The following is a 19212-nucleotide window of genomic DNA, read 5'->3' on the forward strand; positions in this document are numbered from 1 at the left end:
GCCGGTCTCCTCCTCCGCCGGAACCCCTACCGGAACAACCACCGGAACCACCACCGGAACGCGCCCCGGAACAACAGCCTGGACACCCGCGCCGCCCGCCCCCGCGGCGGGCGTGCTGCTCGTCGTCGGCTTCGTGCTGCTGAGCCTGAACACCCGGGTCGCGTTCGGGCAGATCGGGCCGCTCGCCCCGGTCGCCCACTTCGGCTCCGCCGCGGTGACCGTACTGGGGCTGCTGCCGCCGCTGTGCATGGGCCTGTTCGCGCCGCTCGCCCCGCTGGTGCGGCGCCGGCTCGGCGAGGAGCGCGGACTGCTGTGGGCCAGCGTCGTCCTGGTCGCCGGCGCGGTCCTGCGCATGCTCGGGATGCCGGGCCTGTACGCCGGCACCGTCGTCGTCAGCCTCGCCACCGCGGTGATCAACGTGCTGGTGCCGGTCTTCGTCCGGACCCGCTTCTCCCACCGGCACGTCGGCACCATGATGGGCGTCTACGCGCTGTCCATGGGCGTCGGCTCGGCGATCGTCGCGGCCCTGGTCGCACCCGTCGCCCAGGCGTCCGGCGGCTCCTGGCAGCTCGCGATCGGCATCGCCGTCGTGCCGGCCGTGCTCGCGGCGGCGGGAATCGCACCGCAGGCCCGGGTCCACCGGCCCCGGCCCGCGCCCCCGACGGCCGCCGGTGCGGCCGTACCGCGTCAGCACGTGGCCCGCACCGGGCTGGCGTGGAGCCTGACGGCCTTCTTCGGCATCCAGACCCTCGCGTTCTACACGGCGCTCGCCTGGCTCCCCTCCGTCCTCATCGCCTCCGGCACCGGCCGGACCGCCGCCGGAACCTGCCAGGCGGTGCTCATCCTGGGCGTGGCCGTGGGCGGTTTCCTCGCCCCCGTCCTCGCCGCGCCCCGCGCCGACCAGCGCCCGCACATCCTGGGCACCGTCCTGGTCTGCGCCGCCGGGTTCACCGGACTGATGCTCGCGCCGAGCGGACTCCCGGCGCTGTGGGCGGCCGTGCTCGGCATCGGCCTGGGCGCCGGCCAGGCCCTCCCGGGCGTGCTCTACGCCCGCCGGGGCACCGACCACGACCACGTCGCCGCCCTGTCGACCATGGCCCAGACCTGCGGCTACCTCATCGCCGCCACCGGCCCCGCTCTCGCCGCCGCCCTCCACGGCGCGACCGGCTCCTGGACCGTCCCGCTCGCGGCGGTCACCGCAACCCTGCTGCTCGGCGCCGCACTGAGCAGCAGGGCGGGCCACGACCCCCGCTGACGGCGGGGCACGGGCGGTCGGCCGGCTTCGGTCCTCAGCCTCCGGTTCGGCTCGACCGGCCCGGGCCCCGCACACCGACCGCACCGGTCCCGGGCCCGGGTGGGCATCGACGGGCGAGGGCGAGGGCGACCGCCGTCGTGATCGCCATCGCGGCGACGCCGACCAGCGCCGCGGTCGTATAGGCGTCGTCGTCCGGGAAGAGGCGGCCGGTGGCGGTGCCGACGGCCAGGACGAGACCTCCGACGGCGCTGCCCAGGGAGTACCCGACGCTGCGGACGACGTAGTTGAAGCTCATGGCGCTCGACGTCTCACTCCTGGGGGTGACGGCCAGGATGACGCCGGGCACGGCGGCCGAGAAGCTGCCGACGCCGAAGCCCAGCATGCCCATGGCCGTGAGCAGTTCGGCCAGGTCGGACCGGGCGGTGGCGAACAGGACGAACCCGCAGCCGACCACGGCGGCGCTGCCGGCCAGCAGCAGGGGGCCGTCGACCCGTTCCCGGACCCGCGGCGTGAGCCTGCCGGCGACGAACCCCAGCACGGAGAACGGGACGAGGACCAGCCCCGCCACGAAGGTGGTCAGTCCGAAGCCGTAGCCTGCGCTGCTCGGCGTCTGCGCGTAGCGGGTGATGAGCGTGAGCAGGAGGTACATGCCGCACCCGCCGACGAACATGGCGAGGTTCGCCCCGGCGACCGCCGGATGCCGTACCGCGCGGACGTCGACCAGGGGCGTCCCGGTCCGCAGTTCGGAGACGGTCCAGGCGCGGAGCAGGAGTACGGCGGCGACGGCCAGGGCCACCGCCACGGCGAGGTGCCGGCTCCACAGGCTCCGCTCGCCGGCCAGGAACAGGACCAGCAGCAGTCCGCCCGCCAGGAGGAGCGCACCGGCCACGTTGACGTGGGCGGAGCGGCCCTCGGGAGTCGCCGGCACGGAGCGCCACGCGGTCACGAGGGCGACGGCCGTGACGAACAGGCCGAGGCCGTAGGCGGCCCGCAGTCCGCCGAACTCGGCGAGCAGCGCGGCCAGCGGGTAGCCGACGCCGGCTCCGACGATGGAGACCACCGAGATCAGGGCGATCGTGGCCGCGCTGCGCTCCTCGGGGAGGTGGTCGCGGGCCACGCCCATCATCAGCGCCGTGAGGCCGAGTCCGACGCCTTGGGCCGCCCTGCCCACGAGCAGCCAGGCGAACGGCAGCGGCAGCACGGTGAGCGCGCTGCCGGCGACGACGATCGCCAGCGTGGTGAGAATCGTGGCCCGCCGGTGCGGACCGGCCCCGAGCCGGCCGAGGACGGGTGTGGCGACGGCGCCGCTGAGCAGGGCGATGGTGAGCGTCCACTGCGCGCTGTCGAGGGAGACGTGGAACGTGGTCGCCACGCTGGTGATGAGCGGCGTGCCGAGGCTGCCGACCGCCGCCACGACCAGGGCGATGAACACCAGGGCGGGGACCAGCAGACGTGTCCCGGAACGTATCGGGGCAGCGCTCACGGGCCGGCCGTGGGCCCGGGCGGCGGTCACCGGTCCGACTCCTCTCGGGCGTGGCCTTCGAGCTCCGCCAGGTGCAGCAGCGCCGGAAGGGCCGCCGTCAGGGCCTCGACCTCGTCGCCGGTGAGTTCGTCGACCAACCGCGCGTACGCGTCGACCCCCGCCCGGCGCCGCGTCCGGACGTACGAGGCGCCGGCCTCGGTCAGGCACACCAGCGTGACCCGCTTGTCGGACGGATCGCCCTTCCGCTCGACCAGCCCGGATTCCTCCATCACCCGGACCAGGACGGTCATCGCGGGCTGGGTGACGCCCTCGGCCGCCGCCAGATCGGTGATCCGCCGCGGGCCGGTCCTGTCCAGGGTGGCCAGGGTGGCGGCGGACGTCAGGCTCATGTCGCGGGGAAGGCGTCTCACGGCCCTGGTGGCCAGACCGTAGAGGGCTGACCCGATGGCATCGGAAGCGCTGTGCGCGGCGTCTCGGCGACTCATGCCCAAAGCATAGCGAGTTTATATGAATCCTTTATGCATCTCCCGATCGGGGCTGCTGTGAACGTCCTGCCTCGGCGCAGCCGGCGCACGGCGAGGCACCGTGCGCCGGCCTCGGACATCGGTCGCCGGTCAGCCGATCCCGTCAGTCGACGGCCTCAGTCGACGGCGTCACTCAACGGCCTCAGTCGATGGCGTCGAGGACCTTGCCCAGGTCGACGAACTTGAAGCCGGTCGCCTCGCGGTCGCCGTCGCCGGGGGTCTCCTTGCCGTCCTGGACGACCAGCAGGCCATGGGGGTAGCGCGAGCCGAGGGGGGCGTTGAGGGCGGCGGCCCCGTCGCAGACCTCGGAGCCGTCGAGGGCGGTGGAGGCCGCCGTGATGCGGAAGGCGCCCTCGAACTCGTTGTCGTCGTCCCGCTCGCGGTCGTAGGCGACGAAGGTGTTGTCGCCCTGGCTGGAGGCGAGGAGGTAACCGTCGCCGTCCGGCTCGGTGACCAGGGTGAGGCCCTCGACGTCGGCCGTCAGGCGCTTGCCGCCGTAGCCCGGGTCGGCGCCCGGAGTGCACTCCTCGGTCTGCTCGTCGTAGGTGCCGGGCACGCCGTACTCGCGCACCTTGTCGATCAGTTCCGGCGTGCCGGTGAGGCCCGCGTCGATGCGCCAGATGCCGACGTCCTCCTGCCCCGCGTACAGGGTGCCGTCCTCGGGGTCGACGACCATGCCCTCGACCTGGGGCAGTTCGCCCGGCTCGGCACAGGGCGTCCAGGCGGTGCCGTTCGGCAGCCGGAAGGAGGACGGCAGGTCGATCGTGCGGACCTGGCGGTAGTCCACCGTGCCGGTCGGAGTGGCGATCAGCTCCAGCAGGGCGAGGCTGGTGCGGTTGCGCCGGCTGACCACCGCGTAGGAGCGGCCGGTGCTGCGGTCGGTCCAGGTGGCCAGGCCGTAGGCGGTCTTCTGCTCGTTGATCTCGGCCTGGTCGGCGGAGAAGACCGGCCGCACACCGGGGTCGGTGATGTCGGTGAGCGGGCCACCGGGCTTGTCCCGGTCGATGCGGTAGATCCGCAGGCGGTCGTTGCCGCGGTCGCTGACCACCGCGACGTCGGCGCGGCCGCCGCCCAGCGGCAGGCCCTGCACCAGGTCGACGTTGTTGAAGCGGCCGGGCTTGTCGTCGGCGCCGGGACCGGCGGGGGCGGGGATCGACTGCACCTGGCGGGCGTCCAGGTCGTAGACCCGCAGGCCGCCCTGCTTGGCGGTGGCGACGACCAGGCTGCGGCCCGGGTCGGCGGCGTTGCGCCAGATCGCCGGGTCGTCCGCGTTGGCATGGCCGCCGGCCTCGTCGTCGTACAGCGGCGCGGTCTCCGCCTTGGGGCGGATGCCGCTGATCGAGGAGGCCTGGGCCGGGAGGACGACGGAGGCCGCGAGGGCCGTGCAGAGCACAAGCGTCGAAGCACGAGCGATCGCACGTATCGTCATGTTTCTTCCTTTATGAGGGGTTTGCCCTGACAAGGAAGAAGTTCGCGGACGCATCTGCCGTACTCGCAGCCAAATGGTATCCGATAGCTGAACGCGTCGCGAAGGGTTCGGAGCGCCGGCATGCCCGGACGGGCGCTGCTGTGCACCCGACCCGCCGGGCCCGCCGAACTCGCCTGACCCATCGTCAACCACTCCCACCCGCACCTACCGTAGGACCACATGCGCACACTCCCCTCCCCACCGGACACGGCCGTGCGGCCCGACCGGGCCTTCAGCACCACGGCGGTTGCCGCGTCCTGCATCGGCTTCGTCCTGATCGGAGCCCTTCAATCGCTGTACGGACCGGCCCTGCCCGCCCTCCGCCAGGAGTTCGGGCTGTCGCCGTCGGGTGCCGGACTCGCGCTGAGCGCCCACTTCGTCGGCGGCGTCACCGGGGTCCTCGGCTTCGACCGGGCCTTCGGCCGGATCGGCAACCGGGCCCTGCTCGGCGTCTCCTACGCCCTGATGGCACTCGGCAGCGTCGCCTTCGCGTTCTCCCCCAACTGGCCGCTCGCACTCCTCGGCGCCCTGGTCACCGGCTTCGGCTTCGGCGGCATCGACTACGGCCTCAACCAGCTCTTCGCCACCGGTTTCGGGCGGCGCGGCCCCGCCATGCTCAACGCGCACTTCGGCATCGGCGCGATAGGCGGCCCGGTCCTGATCGGCCTGCTCGGAGCCGACCGCTACCCGGCCGTCTTCACGGCCTTCGCAGTGATGGCGGCGCTGCTGCTGATACCGCTCGGCGGCGTACGCGACCGGACCCCCGGGGGCCTGCCCGCAGGCGGGTCCGGGCACCCCGCGAACCTACCGGCCCGCCGGACCGCCACCCTGCTCACCGTCTTCGTGGTGCTCTACGTGCTGCACGTCGGAGTGGAGGCCGGAGTCGGCGGCTGGGAGCCGACCCATCTGGAGGCCGTGGGCTACGGCACCACGCTCGCCGCCTCGGCGACCTCCGTCTACTGGCTGATGCTGACGCTGGGCCGCTTCCTGGTGGCGCCGCTGACGCTGCGCTGGTCGGAGCCGGCCATCATCGCCGTCAGCTGCGCCGGCACGGCTGTCTGCCTGCTGGCCGCCGTGCTGCCCGGCCTCGCCCCGTACGCGTACGCGGGCGTGGGCCTGTTCATCGCACCGATCTTCCCCACCGGGCTGCCCTGGCTGCGGCGCACCGTGCCCGCGGCGCAGCGGGCCGGAGCACTGGTGATCGCCGCATCGATGGTCGGCGGGGTGGCGGCCGGCCCGGCACTCGGAAAGACCATCGAGCTGTTCGAGGTGCGGACGGTGCCGGCTGTGCTGTTCGTCCTGGCCGCGGCCTGCCTGGCCGCCACCTGGTGGCTGACCCGGGCGACCCGCCCGCCCCTAGAGGCGGCTTGAGCCGCTGCTGCCGTAAGGCACCGTCAGCTGATGGTCAGCATCTGGCACCCCGCCCGCGGCGGCGCGGCCCGCTCCACTGCTCCCTGGATGCCTCCGGCGGCGGCCGACCGGTACCTGGGCCTCCTCGGCCTGCCTCCCGGCCGGGTACGGCTGGGAGGCACCCACGGCCACGAGGGCGCTCCCGTCGGCGGTCCACCGGGCCCCCTGCCCGTCGTGCTCTACTCCCCCGGCGCCGACGCGTCACGGTCGTTCGGCACCGGCATCGTGGAGGACCTCTCCAGTCACGGGTTTGCGGTGGTCACCGTCGACCACACCTACGACGCGGCGGCGGTCGCCTTCCACGGCGGACGCGTCGAGACGAATCCGCCGGGCGGGATCAGCGACTACACCAAGGCCCTCCCAGTCCGTACCGCCGACATCCGCTTCGCCCTGGACCGGCTCGCCGTCCTCCGCTCGGGCGGCCACCCCGGCGTCTGCCGCACCCCGCTGCCCGCAGGCCTGCGCGGGGCGCTCGACCTGCGGCGGGTGTGCAGGCATCCGTCCGGGCGAGCCAACATCCGGCCTGAGCAGGGCAGATGGGATTCTCCGCAGGATCACCTCCGGCCGTATGGCATGTTCTTGCCTACGGCGCATGCGGTGCCGCAGCCGGATCGTTCGCCGACGCCCCTCGATCCCACGCAAGGACGGCCGAGATGATACGTGGAGCAGACCTGCCGAAAGGCGCGCGCCGGGTTCCCTACGAGTCCCCGGGCCTGCCGGACCACCGGAGCCCGCTGCGGTTCCTGTGGTGGCTGACGACGAGTCAGTACCGGCGGGTGCTGCTCGGCGCCTTGTGGGGCACGACGTGGATGTGTGCGCTCATGCTTCCGCCGTACCTGTTGTCGAGGACGATCGACGAGGGGCTGGAGGCGCGGGACACCGGGATGCTGCTCCTGTGGACCGGAGCCGTGGTCGTCACCGGGGCCGGGACGGCGCTCCTCGGCATCCTGCGGCACCGCACCATGACGCGCATCCGGGCGGACGCGGCCTACCGGACGGTCCAGGTCGTCACGCGCCACGTCACCCGGCTGGGGTCGGCGCTGCCGCGACAGGTGTCCGCGGGTGAGCTCACACACCTCCACGTCGGCGACATCGGCAGGATCGCCCAGACCCTGACCGTCACCGGACCCGGCGTCGGCGCGGTCGTCGCCTATGCCGCGACCGCCGTCCTGCTGGTCCGGATCTCGGCCGTCATCGCCGTGGTGGTCCTGCTCGGAGTCCCGGCCCTGGCCCTGACCGTCGGCCCGCTGCTGGGCAGGCTGCACGGCGCCGAAGGCCGCTACCGCGAGGACCAGGGTGCTCTGACCTCTCTCGCCGGCGACATGGTGGCCGGCCTGGGCGTCCTCAACGGGATCGGCGGCAAGGCCCTGTTCGCCGCGCGGTACCGGGAACGCTCCCGGGCGCTGGTCCCCCTCGGGTACCGCGTCGCTGCCATCACCAGCTGGGTCCAGACACTCACCGCGTGCCTGCCCACGGTCTTCCTTGCCGTGGTGACGTGGATCAGCGCGCGGATGGCGGCCAGTGGGGCCATCACCGTAGGTGAACTGGTGGCGGTCTACGGATACGTCGCCGCTCTGCTGGTGCCCGTCTCGTCCTTGATCGAAGGGGCCGACGACCTGCCGCGCGGGCTCGTCTCCGCACGGCGGGTGGTCGACATCCTGGCGCTCGCGCCGGCTCCCGGGGGGCACCGGACCCGGCTCGACCCCCCGGCCGCTCCCGGCCCGCTGCGCGACCCCGCGTCGGGCCTGGTGGTGGCCCCGGGGAAGGTGACGGCCCTGGTCGGCGCCCGTCCCGACGAGCCGCGCGCCGTGCTGGACCGGCTGGCCGGCTACACGGACTCCGAGGCCTCCTGGGGTGACTTCGAGCTGTCCGACTGGGACCGCACGGCTCTCAGGCGGCACATTCTGCTCGCGGACAACGATGCCTATGTGTTCCCGGGCTCCCTGCGTTCCGTCGTCTCCGGCAGCACCGACCGCTCCGACGAGGACATCCGGCGGGCGCTGCACGCCGCCGCAGCGGAGGACATCGTCGACGCGCTCCCCGACGGGCTCGACACCCGCCTGGAGAACCAGGCCCGCAACGTCTCGGGAGGTCAGCGCCAGCGGCTGCGGCTGACCCGGGCCCTGCTCGCGGATCCGGCCGTGCTCCTGCTCGTGGAACCGACGTCGGCGCTGGACGCGCACACGGAGGCGACCGTCGCCGCCCGGGTGGCGGCGCACCGGCGCGGGCGGACAACCCTCGTCGTCAGCACCTCGCCGCTCGTGCTCGGCCGGGCCGACGAAGTCGCCTACCTCGTCGACGGAAAGGTGCGGGTGGCCGGTACGCACCGGGAGCTCCTCGCCGACCAGCCGGGATACGCGGCACTGGTGTTCCGCGGCAGCACCGGGATCCCCGGCGAGGCCGCCGTCGCACAGCCCGTGGAAGGACAGTCCCGATGAGCGGCTCCAGCAGGACGCCCCGCCTGCCGATCGCCGATGCCAGGACGGTTCGCCGGGCCGGCCGGCAGCTGTTGCGGGACGACTCGGGCGCCGTCTGCGCGATGCTGCTGCTGACATGCCTCGCCGCGCTCGCCGGCGCGGCCGGTCCCTGGCTCCTCGGCCGCATCGTGACCGGGGCCGAGTCCGGTGACCTGTCCGCCTCCGCCGTCGACGGACTGGCCGCGGCGGTGCTGGGCTGCTCGGCGGCCCGACTGGTGCTGTCGCGCTACGCGCGAGGCCTCTCCCACCGCTTCGGCGAGCGCGCGCTCGCCGGGCTCCGCGAGGAGGTCGTCGAGCGCACCCTCGCGCTGCCGGGGCGGGTCGCGGACGAGGTGGGCACCGGTGATCTGGTCACGCGGACCACCCTGGACGTCTCGACCGTCGCGACCACGCTGCGCACCGCGGCTCCGGACATGTTCGTCTCCGGCGTCCAGGTCGTGTTCGTCCTCGCCGCGGTCTTCCTCCTGGACCCGCTGCTCGGTCTCTGCTCGGTCGTGGGACTGCCGATCGTGTGGGGCGTGAGCCGCTGGTACCTCGCGCGCTCCCGCGACGCCTACCTCGCGGAGGGAGCGGCCGCCGGCGAGGTCTCCGAGATCCTCGACTCCACCGCGCACGGCGCCCGTACCGTCGAGGCCTACGGGCTGCGCGAACTGCGGAACAGCGCCCTCGACCAGGCCGTCGACACCGCCTACCGCGCCGGCATGCGCACCCTCGCCCTGCGGACGGTGCTGTTCCCGGTCACGGAGTTCGCGCACACGCTGCCCATGGCGCTCATCCTGCTCGTGGGCGGGTTCGGCCACCTCAACGGCGCGATCCCCCTGGGAGCCGTGGTGGCGGGCAGCCTGTACATGTGGCAGTTGGTCGACCCGCTCAACCAGCTGCTCGTCCAGGTCGAACAACTGCAGCGCAGCGGCGCCTCGTTCGCCCGCATCAAGGGTGTCGGGCTGGTGTCGCACACAGCCGGCGCCGCTGTGCCGGACCCGGTGGACGACGTCATCGAGGTCAAGGGCGTGGGGTATTCCTACGTCCCCGGGCAGGAGATCCTCAAGGACGTGGAGCTGCTGGTCCGTCCCGGTGAACGGCTGGCGGTGGTCGGCCGGTCGGGAGCCGGCAAGTCCACCCTCGGCAAGCTGCTGTCCGGTGCGGACGTCCCTGACACGGGCCACGTGCTGGTCGGCGGCGTGCCCGTCGCCGACCAGGCCGCGGCGGGCGGACTGGGCAACCGCATCGTCCTCCTCACGCAACAGCACCACGTGTTCATGGGCACCCTGCGCGACAACATGACCATGGCCGCGCCCGAGGCCGACGACGAGGCCGTGCTCGCGGCCCTGAGGTCGGTGGAAGCGGACTGGGTGGCCGAACTGCCGGCGGGCCTGGACACCCCGCTGGGCTCGGGCGGAGTCGAACTGGAGCCCGCCCAGGCACAGCAGCTCACCCTGGCCAGGGTGCATCTGGCGGACCCGCACACCCTGATCCTGGACGAGGCCACCTCGCTGCTCGACCCGACGACGGCCCGGCAGGCGGAGCGGGCCGTGGCCGCCGTCCGGTCGGGCCGCACCGTCATCGCCATCGCCCACCGGCTGCAGACCGCGCACGACGCCGATCGCATCGCCGTCATGGAGTCCGGCCGCATCGTCGAGCTGGGCACCCACGACGAGTTGGTCGGCGCGGGCGGACCGTACGCGGAGCTGTGGCGGTCGTGGAACGGCGAGAGCTGAGTCCGCCGGGGTTCCCCTGTCCGCCATTGCCGCCGGTGAGGGTGGTCCGCGTGATCCGGCCGGCCGCGTCGTGCGGAGGGCAGCCGTCCCCGGTTCCGGGGAAACGGTCGGGACGGGACAGCACCGGTGTGGCCGGAGTTCCGGAAGTGACCTCATGGGACATTCCATGCGTATTGTATGAATGATAAATACCCGGGTTTCAGGTCTGGCGATTTTCGCCAGTGCGGGAATACCCTCTACCGCGAGAGTCGCACCAGCCCGGCGGTGACGGATCGAGCCCCGCCCACGGACTCTCCTCGACAGATCTTTCCAGTGCCGTCATTTCGTGGCGGCCCCCCATGCGTTCGGCCCGGCCCGGGCCAGGGACAACACCTGTCCACCGGCCCCCGCCGCGGCATGCCAGAGCAACAGCACGGACCAAGAAACAAATGAGGCGACATGAGCAGTCAATTCGACGGCCTGGCGCAGATGTACGAGGACATGTTCGCCCTGCCGTGGCGGAAGGACCTCGAATCCCACAGCGTACTGGCGGCCCTGGGGCGCGTCCGGGGCGAACGCGTCCTGGACCTCGGGTGCGGGACCGGCCTCTATTCGCGCCTGCTGAAGGCGCAGGGGGCCGAACTGGTGGTGGGTCAGGACGTGTCGGAGGGCATGCTCTCCTACGCGAGGGCGCAGGAGCCCGCCGGCCGCCGGGGCATCGAGTACGTCCACACGCTGTCCCCCGCCCTGGAGGGGACCTTCGACGCCGTGCTCGGCGTCTACGTCCTCCCCTACGCCGAGCAGTACGCGGAACTCGTGGAGCTGTGCGGGCTGGCGGCGCGGGCGCTGAGGCCCGGCGGCAGGTTCGTCACCCTGCCGGTCAACCCCGACTACGACGGCAGGCGCGAGTACTACGAGCGCTACGGGCTGCGGCTGTTCGACGCCGAGCCGCGGTTCGACGCCTCGAAGGTGACCCTGGAGCTGGAGTTCGGCCCGTACCAGGAGACGATCACGGCCCGGTACTGGAGCCGGGAGGCGTTGGAGGGCGCGCTGGCCGAGGCGGGCTTCACCGACATCGGCTGGCCCCCGTTCCAGGTCTCGGAGCAGGGGATGCGTGAGCACGGCGAAGGCTTCTGGGGGCCGTACCTGCGCTCGCCGCACGCCTCGCTGATCACCTGCGTGAAGGGTGCCGCCGCGCCTGCCGTGAAGGGTGCGGCCGCGCCGTGAACGTGCTCCGCGCACCGACCGCGGTGGCGGTCGGCACCCGTGTCCACCCCGACTCACACGGCGTCGACTCCGCCGCCTGGGACCGCCTGGTCGGCGCCGACAACTTCTACGGCAGCCACCGCTGGGTGCGCTCCACCCACCTGGCCTCCGGTGGGGCCCCGGTCGTCACCGCCTCCGCGTCCGGTGTCCTGCTCGGCGCGCTGCCGACCTGGCCCGGCGAGGTCGGCGGCGACGAGATGTTCTCGCTGCCCGGCATCCTGCCCGACCTGGCCGCCGACGGTGGCGGCGGCGCTGGCAGGCAGCTCTGGCTCGGCACCCGGCGCTCGGTCCGCAACGAGCTGCTGTGCGTCCGCGGGCCGCAGCGGCGCCCTGTCCTGAGGGCCCTCCTGGGCCGGGCGCTGGACCTCGCCTCCGACCGGGGCGACGACGGAGTGGTGATGGCCTACCTCGCCGGCGAGGACGCCCTGGAGCTGGCGGCGGCCCACCCCCGGGCCCGCGCGCTGCTGCACTCCGCCGACACCTACCTGCCCGTACCGCCGGGCGGCGCCGGAGAGTTGTCGGCCCGCGCCGACCAGCACAGCCGGACCCGGCGCAGGAGCGAGATGCGCGCCTTCCAGCGCACCGGAACGGTCGTCAAGACCAGTCGGCTCACCGAGGACCTCGTCCCCCGCGTCGCCGAGCTGATCGCCCAGAACCGCACCCGCCACGGCAGTTCCGGCGGTCCGCAGGCGGTGCTCGACGCCCTGAACGCCCAGCGTGCCACCGGCCTGCTCGACGACGCCGTGGCGTTCCTGGGCCTGCGCGGCCCCGACCTGGTGGCCGCGACCGTCTGCTACGAGCACGGGGACCAGCTGTACGCCCGCTACTTCGGCTACGACTACACCCGGACCGCTCCCACCAACGAGTACTTCCTGCTGACCTACCACGCGCCCCTCGACTACGCCGCCGAGTGCGGCTTCCGGCGCTACCGGACGGCGATCTCCGCGTGGGACGTCAAGGTGCGCCGCGGTGCCCGGCTCACCCCCCTCGCCGCCGTGGTGCTGCCGCTGCGCGGCGCCGTCTGCACACCCGCCCGTCAGCGCGAGCACAACATCACCGCCGCCGGGCGCTGGCGGGAACTGGCTCGGACCCACCCGCTGGCCATGGGGCCGGAGTGGGCCTGCTGGGACTCACCGCTGCCCTGACCCGAGAACCGTGATCCAGGGAAGGAAACGCTCATGCTCCACCTCCACTACCGGCTCGAACTGACCGAGGCCGCAGAAGCGGACCCGGCCGGGTTCTGGACCTGGGCCGCCGAACGCGAGAAGTGGTTCTACGAAGGACTCGACACCGTGCTCGCCACGAGCTGGCACCTGCGGACCGTCGGCACCCACGTCCACGCCCTCGAACACCTCGTCACCTTCGCCGACGAGGCCGCCTGGGGCACCTACCGCCGCCAGGTCTCCGCCCGCAGCAAGGACACCGCCTGGGAGAAGCGCCGTACCGAGCAGACCCACTGGTGGCGCCTCGCCGAGGCCGCCCTGCTCAACGACCCGCCCGTCGCGATGGGCCTCCGCCGTACCCCGCCGCCGAGGTGACCGCCGTGACCACGGGCTCCGGCTCCGGCTCCGAATACGCCGACCACGTCGCACGCAGCACCCACCTCCTGGACCACGGACGCTTCACCACCCTCGCCACCCTGGGCGAGGACGGCCCCTGGGCCTCCACCGTGAACTTCGTCGCCCTCCGGGACCCGCTCCGGCTGCTCTACTACTCCCTCCACCGCGCCCGGCACTCCCGCAACATCGAGGCGCGGCCCGGCATCGCCGGTTCGGTCCACCTGCTCGGCACCCCCGGATTCGGCCTGGACGGCGCCCAGTTCACCGGGCACTGCGAGGCCGTGCCGGCGTCCGAGGTCCCGTGGCACCGGCAGGTGTACTACGAGCTGAACCACCCCGACCCGGAGGTCCGCGCGGCCTGGCTCCTCCCGGAGTCGGACTTCACCGGCGACGGGCCGCGCCGCTTCTACGTGGTACGCGTGCACCGGTGGTGGCTCCTGGACATCGACCGCTGGCTGACCGACAAGCACGACACCCGCGTGGAGGTCGACCTCGCCGAACTCGCCCGCCCGGCCCGCCCGGCCCGGCCGTGACCACGCTGACGAACGCACGCGTCGTCACCCCGCACGAAGTCCCGGAGCCGGGGCGGGTCACCTTCTCCGGCCCCACGATCACCGGGGTCGGCACCGGTGAGGCCCCGGCCGCCGACGCCGACGTCCACGACCTGGGGAAGGCGTACGTCCTCCCCGGTTTCGTCGACCCGCACCTGCACGGCGGTGACGCCGCGTCCGTCGGTTCCGGCGATCCCGCCGAGGTGCGCAGGGCCGCCGCCGGAACGGGGCCGGCATCGTCGCCGGCCCCGTTCCGGCGGCGGCCCGGCTGACCACCCACCTGTTCAGCGCCGTGTGACGGGCCCGGTGCACCCGCGGTCGACGGGTGGACCAGGCCGAAGGTGCTGCGGTTCCCGGTTTGTTCGAACACGGAGCGTGGGTAGTCACGGGACGGATCCCCGGAACCGTCGTCCGGGATCCCGGGGCGGACGCGCTCACCCCTCGGCCCCACGGCCTTCGACGAACAGCGAGGACACTGCGTGGACCCGACCGGCCGCCCCCTGCTCCGGCATCCTCGACCACCCGGCGTCGACACCCTGCGCCACACCGCACGGCGCGGCCTCGACGCGATCCCCGATCCGCGCCACCGCGCGATGATCGCGACCGTCCTGGCCTCCGGCCTGGTCGAGCAGATGATCGCCCGCACCGATTCCTTCACCGCGCCGACGGCCGACCTCGCCCGGGCCGCCGCCGACGCCGACCTGCTCACCGCCGAACTGGCGGCCTTCGGCGTCGACCTCCCGGCCGCCACGGTCCGCAACATCACACAGATGCGCGCCCTGATGGTGCCGATCGCCGACGACGCACTGGCCCTCGCCGTCGACCGCATCTGGGTGTTCTCCACCAATGCCGACGACGTCTGCTGCCACGACCCGGACGAGGCGGCGGCCATGCTGCGCGCCGACCTGCTGCCCGAGGCGCTCCCGGCCTCGCCGAACACCCGTTACGTCCGGCACATGTTCCGCGAGATCGCGCCGTTCTGCGAGCCGACCTTCCTCGCCGTCTTCAAGACCTTCTTCCACAACGCGCTCGTCGGCGTGCTGATGGAGGCGGAGTTCGATCCGGAGGCGTCCGACGACTTGGACAGCGACTACGTCCGCGTCTTCAACGGGTTCTCCCAATTCTGGTTCGCCACAGTGCAGTTCACCGACCCCTGCCTGGCCGCCCACCGGGACCGGGCGTTCTGGGCGGCGGCGATGAGCTCGTGCGTCGCGTTCCTCAACGATGTCAACGACGTGCTGTCCTGCTACAAGGAGGCCGTGCACGGCGCGGACTTCGCCGTCAGCCGGGTGTACCGGCAGGCGGTGCGCGAGGAGATCCCCTACCTCACCGCCTACCGCCGCACCCTCGACGGCGGCCTGGCCGCCCACCGCCGGATCACGGGCCTCGCCAGCGAGGAGCAACGCCCTTACCTCGAACGGTACATGACCGGCTACGCCTACTGGCACCTGCACTGCCGCCGCTACCGCTGGCAGGACGTCTACCCCGACCTCCTCCCCCTCGACGGAGCGTGACCCCACTCCCCTTTCCTGCCGTACCGGGATGTCGGCGGGGTGCCGCGAGCGCGTGCTGCCGGATCCCGCTGCCGGCCGTGCGCCCGGGCCCTCGGGCTCGTGAACCTGTACTCATGGGCGGATTCCACGATCGCGACATGTTTCACCCGAAAGCGTTGGACCGGGCCCGCCGCTGAGGGTGGTGAGCGCGGGCGGGCACCTTCTTCCGGGCGGACAGATCTGATTTCAGGTCAATAACATGTTAGTGCCCTATCGTTGACCGGCAACGAGTCGGCCCGCGATGACATCATTCCGGGTCGGTACGACGACGGAGGGAGAGTCCGGTGAGCAGTCTCAACAAGGGTCTGGAACGGATCGAAGTGGACCTGTCGTGGGATCCGAGCCCCGCAGGTTCGGCGGGTCACGATCTGGACCTCGTCGCCGCGACGTACGCCACCGACGCCCCGTCCGGCACTCCGGCCTACCTGGTCCACTTCGACAGCCGCGCTCCCGACGGCACGATCACACTCACCAGGGACAGCCGCGACGGAAAGGGCCTCGGCGTCGACGAGCGCCTGGTCCTCGAACTCGACCGCCTGGCAGACCGCTACCCCCGGGTGGTCGTGGGCGTCGCCATCCAGCAGAACGCCGGCCGACTGGCGTTCGGAGACATAGCGAACCCCGTGGCCAGGATCCGGAACGGGCGCGACGAGTTGGCGTCAGTGGACTTCGTCGGCGTCGACGGGGCAACGGCCGCGAGGGTTGCGGAGTTCGTCCGGAACAGCTCGGGGGTCTGGGCGTTTCGGCCCGGCACCCACGGCTTCGACGCCGATCCGGCGACCTTCGCGAGGATCATGGGAACCTGACAGGGCTTCGCCCGGTGGCCCGAATCCGAACGACGGCCTGTGTGCCCGTGACACCCCCGGCTCCGCCCCCGGCACAGGACCACGGGCAACCGGGCCGACCGGGCCGACCGGGCCGACCGGGCCGACCGGGCCGACCGGGCCGACCGGGCCGACCGGGCCGACCGGCCAGGCGCTCACACCTCCCCCGCGCCGTGCCTTCCAGCGGTGGTCCGGCATCCCCTCCGGTTCAGTGATCATGAAATCGAAGAACCCGGCGCTCCCGGTGAGTCGCCCGTCCACACCTTCGCGACCCCAAGCGCGCCGTCATCCCCTCCCCCGCCCAGGTCCGGGACATTGGCACCGCCGGCGACAACACCTTCTCGACAACGCCGACCCGACATGCTGGAGGGCTGCCTGGATCGGGCAGGACATGGTCGGCGTCGCCCTCTGCTCCATCCGCCGCCACGACCGCACCGTGGGCGAGGTGGAAGAGCTGAGTGTCCGGACGGACCGGCAACGCCTCGGAATCGGCCGGGCCCTGCTGCTCGACGGGCTGCGGAGCCTTCGCGAGCAGGGCGCAACGACCGCCCGGCTGATCACGGGCACGGCAAACCCGCACCGGTCCTACGACCTCTACGAGAGCGTGGGATTCGGGCGACAGAACGAGTACGTCCGCTACCGCAAGCCGCTCGCTTGATCCACCGGGCATCGGGCTGTCCGGTCATCCACAGGATTCGACAACAGCTCGCCGCCACCGCCCCCTCCACCCGCACACGCCAGTCCCGGCCCACCGCGCACACGAACGGATCCGCACCGCCGAGCGCGAGCGGCGAGCACCGGACCTCTGCTGCTGACAGGGGCGACGCCAGGATGGTGATCGACCTGGCCGGCCCGCATGACATTGCGCGACAAGGACTCTCCGAACACCGCCAGATCCACGGTGATCCCGCTGCAGCACGCGCCCCCTCAGGGCGCTCTGCGTCGCTTCTGCCACAACGACGCAGGCCTTCGAGCAGCAAGATGATCGTGATGCAGTCCGAAACACGGCGACGTCGGCTCGGTCAAGCGGCGACCGACCAGGCCGAATCCGTCACTGACGATCAGTCAGATAAGTCAGCAAAAAGTCAGCATCAGTACGGGCAGACCTTGCGAAACGCGCGTAGACCTGAGAATCGACGCGCCCCGTGCCTTGCCTCCCGAGGAGGCAGGCACGGGAAGCGGAACTCGTCCTGCGACGGCCCTACCGATGCCCTTCCGATGCCGGAACAGTCCAGGCGGGAGCAACCGGAGCAGATACTTCATTCGAAGCATCTTCCCGGGTCAGCGCACCCTTCCGCGCGCCTTCAGCGGGATGTCGGGGAGGGCCGGGGCGTGGAGGCGGGCGCCGTCGTAGCCGTGGACCTCGCCGAAGCGGGTGCCGGTCTCCCAGTCGTTGCGGGCCTGGAGGATCTCCTCACCGGAGCGGCCGATGAAGTTCCACCACATGACGAGCTTCTCCTCGAAGGGTTCGCCGCCGAGGAGGAGGAGCGTGGCGTCGCTGTCGGCGTGGAGGGGGAGGGTGCGGCGGCCGGTGCCGAGGTAGAGCATGGCGCCGGGGTCGAGGGGGACGCCGTCGACGGTGGTGCGGCCGGACATGGTGAGGACGGCGTACTCGAAGTCGGGGTCCAGGGGGAGGTGGAGGTCGGTGGCGGCGGCGAGGGTGAGGTCGGCGCCGACGATGGGGGTGTGGGTGGTGCCGGGGGAGGTGGCGCCGTCGAGGGTGCCGAGGATGACGGTGGCGTGCAGGCCGGGGGCGGTGACGGTGGGCAGGTCGGCGTGGTGCTCGAAGGCGGGTTCACGGTGGCGGTGGGCGTCGGGGAGGGCGACCCACAGTTGGGCGCCGTGCAGGAGGGGGGCGTGGGGGCGGGGGGACTCCTCGGAGTGGGAGATCGCCCGGCCGGAGGTCATCAGGCCCAGCTCGCGGGGGCGCACGGTCGTCAGGCTGCCGAGGCTGTCGCGGTGCAGCACCTCGCCCGCGTGCAGCCAGCTCACGGTCTGGAGGCCCATGTGCGGGTGCGGGGGCACCTGCATGCCCGGCTCGTCCGCGATGTCGTCCGGACCGTAGTGGTCGACGAACGCCCAGGCGCCGACCATCCGGCGCCCCAGGTTGGGGAGCAGGCGGCGGACCACGGTGCTGCCGCCGAGGGAGGCCTCGCGCGGGGCGAGGAGTTCGTGGACGGGGCCGCCCGGGGTTTCGGCGCGGCCGCCGCGGACGGAGGGGTCGGGGGTGTCGGCGTCAGGCATGGTGGGCTCCGTTGGCGGCGCGCGGGGCGGCCGGGACGATGGGGGTGCCGGCGGAGACGGCCCGGGTGACGGGGGTCCGGTCGGCGATGTCGAGCAGGCGGGCGCGCTGGGCCTCGTCGAGGTCGCCGATCAGGTCGATCCGGCGGGTGATGCGGACGGCCTTCTCGGGGCCCTTCTCGTAGCCGAGGTGGACGCGCACGGTGGTCAGCGGCCACTGCTTGCGCTGGGCGTACATCCGCAGGGTGATCGCGGTGCAGGAGCCGAGGGCGGAGAGCAGCAGGCCGACCGGGGTGGTGGCGGTGTCGGCGCCGCCGGCCGATTCGGGCTCGTCGGCGGCGAGCCGGTGGCGGCCGGAGCGGATGTCGACGCGGTAGTCGTCGTCGGTGCTGGTCGCGACGGCGGCGGCGGAGCGGACGAAGACGGGTTCGGCGTCCACGGGTTCGGCGTCCGGGGCCGCCCCGGTGGCCTCGGCGGTCACAGGCCGAACCGCTCGTGCTGGGCGGCCGGGACGAGGTCGTGGTAGTCCGGGTGCTTGGTCAGCCAGCCCCGGATGAAGGGGCAGTAGGGCAGGACGGCGAGCTCGCGGGCGCGGGCGTCGTCGAGCACGGCGCGGGCGAGGATGCCGCCGAGGCCCTGGCCGCCGAAGCGCGGGTCGATCTCGGTGTGGATGAAGGCGATCTCGTCGTCGTGGCGGAAGTACTCGGCGAATCCGGCGAGTTCACCGTCGGCGGTGATCTCGTAGCGGGACTTCTCGGGGTTGTCGGCGACGGTGGTCGTCGTCATGGCGTACTCCTCGGGGATCGGGCCCTGGCGTCGGAGTTAATTTAGCATTCAACTATTGGTCGATCAAGGACCGCCGGAGGGGAATCCGGCGGTCGGCGCCCGGGGCAGGCCCGGGGCG

General features: G+C 72.7%; 19 protein-coding genes. 13 read left to right on the forward strand and 6 right to left on the reverse strand.

The window, feature by feature from the left end; genetic code table 11:
• The first annotated feature begins 112 nt into the window (after window positions 1-112).
• Window positions 113-1255 (forward strand): MFS transporter, encoded by a 1143-nt coding sequence (locus tag IF01_RS0110065; protein ID WP_051755095.1) that lies wholly within the window; start codon window positions 113-115, stop codon window positions 1253-1255.
• Window positions 1256-1289: 34 nt separating this feature from the next.
• Here the strand turns inward: IF01_RS0110065 and IF01_RS0110070 are convergent, their stop codons facing one another.
• The 3 genes from IF01_RS0110070 to IF01_RS0110080 form a co-directional block, all read right to left on the reverse strand.
• A complete protein-coding gene (locus IF01_RS0110070) occupies window positions 1290-2738 on the reverse strand; it encodes an MFS transporter (RefSeq protein WP_030392975.1) in 1449 nt (482 codons plus the stop codon).
• Window positions 2739-2764: 26 nt separating this feature from the next.
• On the reverse strand, window positions 2765-3223 hold the full coding sequence (locus tag IF01_RS0110075; RefSeq protein WP_233290445.1) for a MarR family winged helix-turn-helix transcriptional regulator: 459 nt from the start codon (window positions 3221-3223) through the stop codon (window positions 2765-2767).
• 181 nt (window positions 3224-3404) lie between these two features.
• The gene (locus tag IF01_RS0110080; RefSeq protein ID WP_030392977.1) at window positions 3405-4691 is read right to left on the reverse strand and encodes a phytase; all 1287 of its coding nucleotides are present in this window, start codon (window positions 4689-4691) and stop codon (window positions 3405-3407) included.
• A gap of 219 nt (window positions 4692-4910) precedes the next feature.
• Here IF01_RS0110080 and IF01_RS0110085 point away from each other — a divergent pair, with 219 nt between their 5' ends.
• The 12 genes from IF01_RS0110085 (at window position 4911) to IF01_RS0110140 (ending at window position 16725) form a co-directional block, all read left to right on the forward strand.
• Window positions 4911-6101: an MFS transporter gene (locus tag IF01_RS0110085; protein WP_051755099.1), complete on the forward strand. Its 1191-nt coding sequence runs from the start codon at window positions 4911-4913 to the stop codon at window positions 6099-6101.
• 30 nt (window positions 6102-6131) lie between these two features.
• Complete coding sequence (locus tag IF01_RS0110090) at window positions 6132-6797, forward strand: alpha/beta hydrolase (RefSeq protein WP_051755101.1); 666 nt, start codon at window positions 6132-6134, stop codon at window positions 6795-6797.
• Window positions 6794-8578, forward strand: a complete 1785-nt coding sequence (locus tag IF01_RS0110095; RefSeq protein WP_030392980.1) for an ABC transporter ATP-binding protein — start codon at window positions 6794-6796, stop codon at window positions 8576-8578. The genes IF01_RS0110090 and IF01_RS0110095 overlap by 4 nt, the downstream gene beginning before the upstream one ends.
• The gene (locus IF01_RS0110100) at window positions 8575-10335 is read left to right on the forward strand and encodes an ABC transporter ATP-binding protein (RefSeq protein ID WP_030392981.1); all 1761 of its coding nucleotides are present in this window, start codon (window positions 8575-8577) and stop codon (window positions 10333-10335) included. Before IF01_RS0110095 ends, IF01_RS0110100 begins: the two co-directional genes overlap by 4 nt.
• 438 nt (window positions 10336-10773) lie before the next feature.
• Complete coding sequence (locus IF01_RS0110105; RefSeq protein ID WP_051755102.1) at window positions 10774-11541, forward strand: class I SAM-dependent methyltransferase; 768 nt, start codon at window positions 10774-10776, stop codon at window positions 11539-11541.
• Window positions 11538-12725 carry a GNAT family N-acetyltransferase gene (locus IF01_RS41505; protein WP_030392983.1) on the forward strand — a complete coding sequence of 396 codons (1188 nt, stop codon included), beginning with the start codon at window positions 11538-11540 and terminating at the stop codon, window positions 12723-12725. The genes IF01_RS0110105 and IF01_RS41505 overlap by 4 nt, the downstream gene beginning before the upstream one ends.
• Window positions 12726-12758: 33 nt before the next feature.
• Entirely contained in the window at window positions 12759-13118 is a 360-nt protein-coding gene (locus IF01_RS0110115) for a hypothetical protein (protein ID WP_030392984.1), read from the forward strand.
• Between the two features lie 5 nt (window positions 13119-13123).
• Window positions 13124-13672: a pyridoxamine 5'-phosphate oxidase family protein gene (locus tag IF01_RS0110120; RefSeq protein ID WP_051755104.1), complete on the forward strand. Its 549-nt coding sequence runs from the start codon at window positions 13124-13126 to the stop codon at window positions 13670-13672.
• Complete coding sequence (locus IF01_RS0110125) at window positions 13669-13962, forward strand: hypothetical protein (protein WP_030392986.1); 294 nt, start codon at window positions 13669-13671, stop codon at window positions 13960-13962. The genes IF01_RS0110120 and IF01_RS0110125 overlap by 4 nt, the downstream gene beginning before the upstream one ends.
• A 207-nt stretch (window positions 13963-14169) precedes the next feature.
• Window positions 14170-15204, forward strand: a complete 1035-nt coding sequence (locus IF01_RS0110130) for an isoprenoid biosynthesis enzyme family protein (RefSeq protein WP_051755107.1) — start codon at window positions 14170-14172, stop codon at window positions 15202-15204.
• 323 nt (window positions 15205-15527) lie between these two features.
• Window positions 15528-16049, forward strand: a complete 522-nt coding sequence (locus IF01_RS0110135) for a TerD family protein (protein ID WP_030392988.1) — start codon at window positions 15528-15530, stop codon at window positions 16047-16049.
• Between the two features lie 235 nt (window positions 16050-16284).
• Window positions 16285-16725 carry a GNAT family N-acetyltransferase gene (locus tag IF01_RS0110140; RefSeq protein ID WP_375340977.1) on the forward strand — a complete coding sequence of 147 codons (441 nt, stop codon included), beginning with the start codon at window positions 16285-16287 and terminating at the stop codon, window positions 16723-16725.
• A gap of 623 nt (window positions 16726-17348) precedes the next feature.
• Here IF01_RS0110140 and IF01_RS0110145 read toward each other — a convergent pair.
• From IF01_RS0110145 to IF01_RS0110155, 3 genes are read right to left on the reverse strand one after another with little or no spacing between them, the layout of a single operon-like run.
• Complete coding sequence (locus IF01_RS0110145; protein ID WP_030392990.1) at window positions 17349-18311, reverse strand: pirin family protein; 963 nt, start codon at window positions 18309-18311, stop codon at window positions 17349-17351.
• Window positions 18304-18789, reverse strand: a complete 486-nt coding sequence (locus IF01_RS41510) for an OsmC family protein (RefSeq protein ID WP_199523417.1) — start codon at window positions 18787-18789, stop codon at window positions 18304-18306. The genes IF01_RS0110145 and IF01_RS41510 overlap by 8 nt, the downstream gene beginning before the upstream one ends.
• On the reverse strand, window positions 18786-19094 hold the full coding sequence (locus tag IF01_RS0110155; RefSeq protein WP_030392992.1) for a GNAT family N-acetyltransferase: 309 nt from the start codon (window positions 19092-19094) through the stop codon (window positions 18786-18788). Before IF01_RS0110155 ends, IF01_RS41510 begins: the two co-directional genes overlap by 4 nt.
• Window positions 19095-19212 lie beyond the last annotated feature (118 nt).

Source organism: Kitasatospora purpeofusca, assembly GCF_000718025.1.
GTDB classification, from domain to species: domain Bacteria; phylum Actinomycetota; class Actinomycetes; order Streptomycetales; family Streptomycetaceae; genus Kitasatospora; species Kitasatospora purpeofusca.